The 7,943-nt window shown below is 39.5% G+C and carries 9 protein-coding genes; 1 reads left to right on the forward strand and 8 read right to left on the reverse strand.

What is annotated here, in order from left to right:
* Window positions 1-119: 119 nt before the first annotated feature.
* Genes HMPREF2933_RS03610 through HMPREF2933_RS03640 form a run of 7 tightly spaced genes read right to left on the reverse strand, consistent with a single transcriptional unit; the run spans window position 120 to window position 6,461 of the window.
* Window positions 120-1,772, reverse strand: coding sequence for an ATP-binding protein (locus HMPREF2933_RS03610; RefSeq protein WP_024052983.1), 1,653 nt, complete (start codon window positions 1,770-1,772; stop codon window positions 120-122).
* Window positions 1,765-2,442: a winged helix-turn-helix domain-containing protein gene (locus HMPREF2933_RS03615; RefSeq protein WP_024052984.1), complete on the reverse strand. Its 678-nt coding sequence runs from the start codon at window positions 2,440-2,442 to the stop codon at window positions 1,765-1,767. The genes HMPREF2933_RS03610 and HMPREF2933_RS03615 overlap by 8 nt, the downstream gene beginning before the upstream one ends.
* A complete protein-coding gene (gene phoU / locus HMPREF2933_RS03620; protein ID WP_024052985.1) occupies window positions 2,439-3,092 on the reverse strand; it encodes a phosphate signaling complex protein PhoU in 654 nt (217 codons plus the stop codon). Before phoU ends, HMPREF2933_RS03615 begins: the two co-directional genes overlap by 4 nt.
* Entirely contained in the window at window positions 3,089-3,838 is a 750-nt protein-coding gene (gene pstB, locus HMPREF2933_RS03625; protein ID WP_018376001.1) for a phosphate ABC transporter ATP-binding protein PstB, read from the reverse strand. The genes phoU and pstB overlap by 4 nt, the downstream gene beginning before the upstream one ends.
* Complete coding sequence (pstA, locus tag HMPREF2933_RS03630; RefSeq protein ID WP_024052986.1) at window positions 3,831-4,709, reverse strand: phosphate ABC transporter permease PstA; 879 nt, start codon at window positions 4,707-4,709, stop codon at window positions 3,831-3,833. The genes pstB and pstA overlap by 8 nt, the downstream gene beginning before the upstream one ends.
* 2 nt (window positions 4,710-4,711) lie before the next feature.
* On the reverse strand, window positions 4,712-5,557 hold the full coding sequence (gene pstC, locus HMPREF2933_RS03635) for a phosphate ABC transporter permease subunit PstC (protein ID WP_024052987.1): 846 nt from the start codon (window positions 5,555-5,557) through the stop codon (window positions 4,712-4,714).
* A gap of 10 nt (window positions 5,558-5,567) precedes the next feature.
* Window positions 5,568-6,461, reverse strand: a complete 894-nt coding sequence (locus tag HMPREF2933_RS03640) for a substrate-binding domain-containing protein (RefSeq protein WP_024052988.1) — start codon at window positions 6,459-6,461, stop codon at window positions 5,568-5,570.
* Window positions 6,462-6,711: 250 nt separating this feature from the next.
* Between HMPREF2933_RS03640 and HMPREF2933_RS03645 the strand changes: the two genes are divergently transcribed.
* Window positions 6,712-6,981 (forward strand): YbaB/EbfC family nucleoid-associated protein, encoded by a 270-nt coding sequence (locus HMPREF2933_RS03645; protein ID WP_024052989.1) that lies wholly within the window; start codon window positions 6,712-6,714, stop codon window positions 6,979-6,981.
* A 205-nt stretch (window positions 6,982-7,186) separates the two neighbouring features.
* Here HMPREF2933_RS03645 and HMPREF2933_RS03650 read toward each other — a convergent pair whose 3' ends face one another.
* The gene (locus tag HMPREF2933_RS03650) at window positions 7,187-7,831 is read right to left on the reverse strand and encodes a sensor histidine kinase (protein ID WP_024052990.1); all 645 of its coding nucleotides are present in this window, start codon (window positions 7,829-7,831) and stop codon (window positions 7,187-7,189) included.
* Between the last annotated feature and the right edge of the window lie 112 nt (window positions 7,832-7,943).

Raw genomic sequence — 7,943 nt, forward strand, 5'->3', positions numbered from 1 at the left:
ACGAGATGATGTAGTTACCGAACAAGTCTAATTTTGGAATGACAGGCTAAAAACTTCCGTTGGAGGTTTTCACTCCTCAAATCAAGTCACAAGCGTCTGCGTTTAATTTTCAAAGAGGGTTATTTATGAAAGGTCACGGTCATTTTAGTTCCTAATCCTAGCTGACTTTCCATCTTAATATCGGCATAATGTTGATTGACCGCATGCTTGACAATGGATAGCCCCAGGCCAGTGCCACCCAACTTCTTCGAGCGACTCTTATCAACCCGATAGAAACGCTCAAAAATACGTTCCTGCTCATCTTTGGCAATCCCAACTCCTGTATCTTGTACCGTCAGAACAATCTTGTCCTCATTCGAGGTGATACCGACAGTCACATCTCCCTTATCACGGTTATAGATAATAGCATTATCACAAAGATTATAAATCAAGGAATGAATAAGGGCATGATTACCGGTAATATAAGCTGGTTTCCCTAATAAATGCAAGTTGATATGACGTTCATTTGCCTTAGCAGATAGACTCTCTAAGACTTCCTCTGATATCTGATAGAGATTAATGGGTTCCATAGCTAACTCTTCTGACTCATCAAGATGTGACAGTTTAATAATATCTTCTACCAACTGAATCATACGTTGAGACTCACTGTGGATTTTCTCAGCGAATTGTGGAACATCTTTTTGCGCAACAACATCACTAGCCAACATTTCAGAATACCCAGAAATCAGATGCAAAGGTGTTTTCAGTTCATGAGAAACGTTTGCTGTAAATTCACGGCGCAGCTGCTCTGCCTGAAGTTGCTCTGTGACATCAAAGAAAAGAAGCGCTAAACCAGTCACCTTATCCTCAGACTGAATAGGACGCACCATAACTTTGTAATGCGAGTCATCTAATTGCAAAATCCCTTCTTGCTTGCGACCTTGAAGACCTTTTTCAAGCCAATTATTTAGTGATAGGTTACGGATAATTTGTAACATATCTTTTCCCAAACACGTTCGATCAGTCTGTAAAATATCCTGTGCTGCTTGGTTGATACTGATGATGCGACAGTTATTGTCTAACAAAATCATGCCTTCTTTAATTTTAGAAATAATGGTGTCAAATTCTGATTGACGTTGCTCTATCACAACTTCTCGCTCAGTGACTTCCTTTTGATGTCTGGCAATCCGTCTTAGAAGGGGGGAAATTTCTTCATAGGCATCATTTTCAAGTGGATGATCAAGATCCAGCCGATTCAATGGTTCCACGACACTCTTAGCAATAGAACGTGAAAGCCATAGAGAGAGGAAGAAGGCCAATACAAGAATAAGAGCTAAAGGCTGGACCATCCGAAACAAAAGCACTAAAATACTATGTCTAGTCACAGATAAACGAATAACAGTTCCATTATCCAAGCGCTGAGCAGAATAAAGAGACTGAGTGGTTAAAATTTTCGAGTAGCGAACACTCTCACCGTAACCATCTTTCAAAGCTTCTTTGATTTCTTCTCGATTAGCATGATTGTCCATGGTCTGTGCATCGGACTCATTATCATAGAGAACCTTTCCTTGATTGTCAACCCAAGTGATTCTGACATTTGACATTTTGAGCTCATTAAAATAATCTTGGCCTTCTAGAGAAACCCCTTGAGCAGCTAAGGCTGTCTCCGTCTGCAACTGCTCCTTTTGTACTTGAGTAAAATAACCATAAAGCAAGCCAACAACCATAAATAGGGTCACCAGAAGAACGCCTAGCGTGGCAAAAAAAGTTGAACGAAAGATTTTCTTAATCATCTGTTACCTCCAAACGATAACCAACGCCACGAACTGTCTTAATCAGATGACTAGCATCTCCAAGTTTCATGCGAAGGGTCCCAATATGGACATCAACTGTTCGTGTTTCTCCGATAAAGTGTTCTCCCCAAACTTTATCCAAAAGTTCCTGCCGTGTAAAAACACGGTCAGGATTTAACATCAATAAAGATAGCAGTTCAAATTCTTTCAGAGTTAATTCGATTTTTTGCCCATTTTTTCTAACCGTGTAATTTTTTGAATCCAGAGCGAGATTTTTTATTGTCAAATGAGTTTCCTGTTCCTGATTGGATGTACGTCTGAGGACTGCTTTAATGCGAGAAATCATTTCCATCATACCAAAAGGTTTAACCAAGTAGTCATCTGCGCCCAAATCTAATCCTTTGACTTTATCGAATTCTGTTCCTTTGGCAGTTGTCATGATTACTGGAATATCTTTTGTCATGCCATTTTCGCGTAGGGATTTCAAAATGGTCAATCCATCATCTATAGGCAGCATGATATCTAACAGTATAAGTTTTGGTTGCTCTTCTTCCATGGCTTTCCAAAATAGAAGGGAGTCAGGGAAACCCTGAGCCTCAAACCCTGCTGTTCGTAAAGTATAAAGCATCAGTTCTCGGATATCATCATCGTCTTCAACGCAGTAAATCATGTTTCTTCTCCATTCAGTTCACCAGTGATTGAAAAAATTACCCACTTAGCGACATTGACGGTATGGTCACCAATTCTTTCCAAATATTTGGCAATCATCAAAACATCAATAGTATATTCACCATCATTTCCAAGTTCAGCAATATGGGCAATTAAACTTGCCTTTATTGTATCAAATTCTTTGTCCACTGTGACATCTTTTTGGATAACTTTTAAAGCTAAAGCCTCATCATCATGGACAAAGGCATCCACACTGTCTGTTACCATATTGACAACGTGTTTAACCATTTGCTTGAGATGGCGAAACTCAGCTCCTTCATGAACATGACCATCACCAATAATATCAGCAATTTCAGCAGATTGTGCACCAATACGCTTCATATCATAAACCATTTTCAAGGCAGCTGAAATACGTCGCAAATCCTTGGCTACCGGCTGTTGACGAAGCAATAGTTTAAGACATTGTGATTCAATATCTCTTTCCATCTGCTCAATTTTTTGATAGGTTTTACTGACATCATTGACCAGATGCTGATCATTTTCACTGATGGGCATTAAGGATTTTGAAATGATATCTTCACATAAAGACCCCATCAAAATTAAATTGGTATTGAGTGCATGCAGTTGATTTTCAAAGGTTGAGCGTATCATCCGAATCTCCCTGTTATATAATTTTCTGTGCGTTCGTCTTGTGGCATTGAAAATAGTTGGCTTGTTTTGTTGTACTCAACAATTTCTCCCAATAGGAAGAATGCTGTCTTATCAGAAATTCGCACAGCTTGTTGCATGTTGTGGGTCACCATGACGATAGTATATTTCTTCTTGAGTTCAATAACCAAATCTTCAATTTTTGCTGTTGAAATCGGATCTAAGGCACTTGTTGGTTCATCCATGAGGAGGACGTCAGGTTCAATGGCCAAAGCTCTAGCAATGCAAAGCCGTTGCTGTTGACCACCAGACATTCCAAGAGCAGATTTATTGAGGCGATCTTTGACTTCATCCCAGATAGCGGCTTGTTTTAAGGAACGCTCCACAATTTCATCCAATTGAACTTTATTGTGAATGCCATGAGTTCGAGGCCCGAAGGCAATGTTGTCATAGATACTCATCGGAAATGGGTTTGGTTTTTGAAAAACCATACCTACTTTTTTACGAAGGACATTGATGTCCAAATCGCGATACACATCTTCTTTATCTAATGTGACCTCTCCAGTAATGCGGCAATTTTTCACCAAATCGTTCATTCGGTTAAGACTTTTCAGTAAGGTCGATTTTCCACACCCTGATGGGCCAATGAAAGCTGTAATTTCATTGCTGGCAATTTCCAAATTAATGTTTTTTAAAGCCTTAAAGTCTCCATAGTAGAGATCCAAATTTTTAATTTCTATTTTATTCATCGCTTGTTTTACTTCCTAATCGTCTAGCAATCAAACCCGACACTAGATTAATGATAATAACTAATACTAAGAGAACAACTGCTGTAGCATAGGTTTGATTGACATAAAGTCCCTCTCCTGAGATGGCATACATATGCACAGCCAAAGTCCGTGACGAACTGAAAACACTCTTAGCCACTTCAGCAACCGTACCTGCCGTAAAAATCAAGGCAGCCGATTCTCCCACAATTCGCCCGATCGCTAAAATAATTCCTGAGAAAATTCCCGGCATGGCGCTAGGAAGGACAATTTTAAAAATTGTTCGAAGTTTGCCCGCTCCAAGTGCAAAAGCCCCTTCACGATAAGAGTCTGGTACCGAAAGCAAAGCTTCCTCTGTTGTTCGCATAATCAGAGGCAAAATCATGATACTAAGTGTAACAGCTCCTGACAGCAAGGAAAGTCCCATGTGAGCGAACTTAACAAAGAAAAGGGCACCAAACAGTCCATAGATGATGGAGGGAATCCCAGAGAGCGTTTCGGTTGCGATCCGAATAACACTAACAAAAGGGTTATCCCGGCGCGCATATTCTGCCAAATAAATAGAAGCCCCTATACCAATAGGTACGGCAACACTTAATGCCAATATGGTCATAAAAATCGTATTGATTAAGGCCGGTAACAGAGAGACATTCTCACTATTGTAAGTCCAAGCAAACAAACTCATGTTTAAATTGGGCAAGCCTTTAACCAGAATGTAGCCTACCGTGAAAGCAATACCTACAAAAGTTGCCAAAGCAGCCCCATAAACTAAAAAGTACAAAATTAGTGACACCAGATCCCGCCGACGTGACTGCCAATTTTGCTTGAAACTGCGGTGATTGATATTTTCCATACTCACTCCTCTTTATGTAACAACGAAAAGCTGATATTAATGATTAGGACAAATATAAAGAGAACAACAGCTGTCCCTATGAGAGCTTCTCTGTGAAGACCACTAGAGTAACCCATCTCCATAACAATATTGGTTGTCATAGTTCTGACTCCTGATGTCAAGGAATCTGGCAAGACAGCTTGGTTACCTGCAACCATGATAACTGCCATAGTTTCTCCGATTGCACGTCCAACCCCTAAAATGACAGCCGCCAAAATTCCTCGCTTCGCTGCTGGCAGTACCGCAAAAAAGATGCTACGCTCATGGGAAGCCCCCAGAGCTAAACCACCTTCATAATACGACCTGGGAACAGCACGAATAGCAGCCTCAGAAACACTGATAATAGTTGGTAAAATCATCAAACCAAGCAAAATCGAGGCGGTAAGAACCCCCATGCCAAAGCCACCGATGTTATCACGAACAAAGGGAACTAAAACAACCAAACCAAAGAAACCATAAACAACCGATGGAATTCCTGCCATGAGGTTAATAGCCGCCTTGAGTGGTCTGTAGATGACTTCAGGACAAAAAGAAGACATAAAAACTGCTGTCAAAACTCCAACGGGTACTCCAACAATAAGAGCCCCTGCTGTCACATAAAGTGAGCCTACAATCATTGGAAAAATACCAAAAAGATTATTAGCCGGTCTCCATACCGTCCCGAAAAGAAAGTTACCTAAGCCAATTTTGTGAATAGCAGGAATCCCACTCGAAAACAAAAAGAGGCAGATTAGTAGTACGGATAGAACAGAAATGCAGGCGGTAAGGAAAAATACCGCTTGCATCATTTTTTCTTTTGTATGATTCATTCATGACCCCTTAGTCTGAAAGACCGTCCCAGCTTGTTGTCTTACCTGTAAAAATAGTCTTGACTTGTTCGCTTGTTAAGCCATCAACTTTGTTATCTTTATTAACAATAACAGCAATACCATCCATCGCAATAACTGTTGAGCTGACTCCTTTAGAGGTTTCTTCATCTTTCAAATCACGTGACGCCATTCCAATATCAGCTGTTCCCTCAATAGCATTTGTGATACCAGTTGAAGAGTCGCTTTGTTGAATTTCTACTTCAACCTTAGAATTGACTTTGCTATAAGCTTCTTTTAATTTTTCCATAACTGGTGTGACAGAGCTTGATCCTGAAACGACAATCTTGCCAGAATCAACTGAAGATTTATAAGCTTTGGTATCGTCAAGTGGAATGTAACCATTTTCTTCTACGACAGCTTGACCACCAGAGCTTAAAATAAAGTTGATGAAATCTTGAGCAGCTTCACTTATCTTATCTTTGGTAACAATGTTAAATGGTCGAGAAATCTTGTAGCTTCCGGATTTAATATTGGCAACACTTGCTTCAGTACCATCAATTTTCAAAACCTTGACGGTATCATCCAAAGAACCTAGCGAAGCATAGCCGATGGCTGACTTATCTCCAGCTACTGTCGTTAGCATAACAGAGGTCGAGTTAGTAACAATGGCTTTGTCCGTTGTCAAATCAACCTTTTCACCATTTTGCTCTTCTTGGACTCCGAAAAGTTCAACAAAGGCGCCGCGCGTCCCTGAACCATCTTCACGGGAAACAACGCTGATATTACCAGATGCAGATGAAGAAGCAGACGAAGAGCCCCCGTTTGATTTACCACAAGCTGAAAGTCCCACTAGAGCCGTCAAACCAGCTAAAGCCAGTACTGAAAACAATTTACATTTTTTCATGATGTTCTCCTTTAAAATCTTTACAATGACCATTATAGAGAGCAAACATCAAATCTATTACCATACTTTTGTAAAGTTTTTGTAAAATCAGCACCAAACGCTCGCTGTTCTCACACAGTTAAATAGGCAGTTGCTTTAAAAAATGCTATAATAAATGAAGCTTTAAGAAATACCCAAAAGGCAAAATAAGGCAACGAAAATTTAACCAGAGAGTCTAAACCCTTGATACGAAAGGAATCTTAAAAATCTTATGATGAATATGCAGCAAATGATGAAGCAAGCACAAAAAATGCAAAAACAGCTAGAAAAGAAACAAGCTGAGTTGGCAGAAACAAATTTCACTGGTAAATCAGCTCAAGAGCTCGTTACCGTAACTTTCACAGGTGATAAAAAACTGGTTTCCATTGATTATAAAGAAGCTGTCGTTGATCCTGAGGATGTCGAAACCCTACAAGATATGACTGCACAAGCCATCAATGATGCACTCAGCCAAATTGACGAAGCAACTATAGTAGATTGAAATAAGATGTGAACAAATTGATTAGGAAAGTCAAATTAATGTATAGAAATATTTTAGCAACCACGGCGTACTGTTCTAGATTCAATCTACTATAAAAAAACAATGGGAGCATTTGCAGGTAAATTACCATTCTAGAAAACAAAAATGGATTGGCAGAGCCAGTCCATTTCTATTTGTCATGATATGGTTTGATTTTCATTGAGTATTAGTCCAAGGGATCTACAAACCAAATTGTAAATTGAAGAAATTCTTTTTCTTGCTCCAATCGGTAACAAAAACCTTGTTTTTCCAGAATTTGTTTGACCAAGTAAAGTCCTACCCCTGTCCCCCCATCTTCTTTAGCTCTGCTAAAATCTGGACGATAGAACGGAAGAAATAATTTGTCTAGTTCTTCCTTGTCAGGTAAATGCTCTGCTTGATTTTCAATTCGTAGATAATGCTCCGTTAAACTTACTCGGATAGCCCCTCCTTCCTTTGTATAACGAAAGGCATTATCCAAAAGATTCTTTATTGCTTTTACAAAATAAGTTGAATTAAGGCTGACCCATACTGGCTCAAGATTTACGATGAATTGGTAAGAATGGACTTTTGTAAGTGCCTCATAGGGCGTCAAATACTGCTCTATCAGTTCTTTCAAATCAACTCGCTCTTGCTTAACTTTCAAACTGAGATCCAAATTTGTGGCTTCCAAGATGGAACAAACTAACTGTGATTGCTCTTGCAAAATGTCTCGACATTTCTTCAAATAAGTCTCGTGATCTTTAAACTCTCCGACGTTATAAATCATGCCCTCTACAAGACCTAACATACTAGCAATGGGCGTTTTTAACTCGTGAGCAGTTATTCGCAAAAAATCAGCCTGCTCCTCTTCACGCGCCGCCCTTTTTACATTTTCAGCTCTTAATTCTTCAATACTTGTCAGTAATTTAGAATAGACTTGTTCGGTAACTCAAAAGTGGTAT

Source organism: Streptococcus sp. HMSC066F10 (assembly GCF_001813805.1).
GTDB lineage: Bacteria > Bacillota > Bacilli > Lactobacillales > Streptococcaceae > Streptococcus > Streptococcus vaginalis.

Bases quoted from the DNA above. Each gene is read 5' to 3' on its own strand.
- pstC (WP_024052987.1), bottom strand. From the start codon at position 5,557: ATGAATCATACAAAAGAAAAAATGATGCAAGCGGTATTTTTCCTTACC.
- pstA (WP_024052986.1), bottom strand. From the start codon at position 4,709: ATGGAAAATATCAATCACCGCAGTTTCAAGCAAAATTGGCAGTCACGT.
- pstB (WP_018376001.1), bottom strand. From the start codon at position 3,838: ATGAATAAAATAGAAATTAAAAATTTGGATCTCTACTATGGAGACTTT.
- HMPREF2933_RS03645 (WP_024052989.1), top strand. From the start codon at position 6,712: ATGATGAATATGCAGCAAATGATGAAGCAAGCACAAAAAATGCAAAAA.
- HMPREF2933_RS03610 (WP_024052983.1), bottom strand. From the start codon at position 1,772: ATGATTAAGAAAATCTTTCGTTCAACTTTTTTTGCCACGCTAGGCGTT.
- phoU (WP_024052985.1), bottom strand. From the start codon at position 3,092: ATGATACGCTCAACCTTTGAAAATCAACTGCATGCACTCAATACCAAT.
- HMPREF2933_RS03640 (WP_024052988.1), bottom strand. From the start codon at position 6,461: ATGAAAAAATGTAAATTGTTTTCAGTACTGGCTTTAGCTGGTTTGACG.
- HMPREF2933_RS03615 (WP_024052984.1), bottom strand. From the start codon at position 2,442: ATGATTTACTGCGTTGAAGACGATGATGATATCCGAGAACTGATGCTT.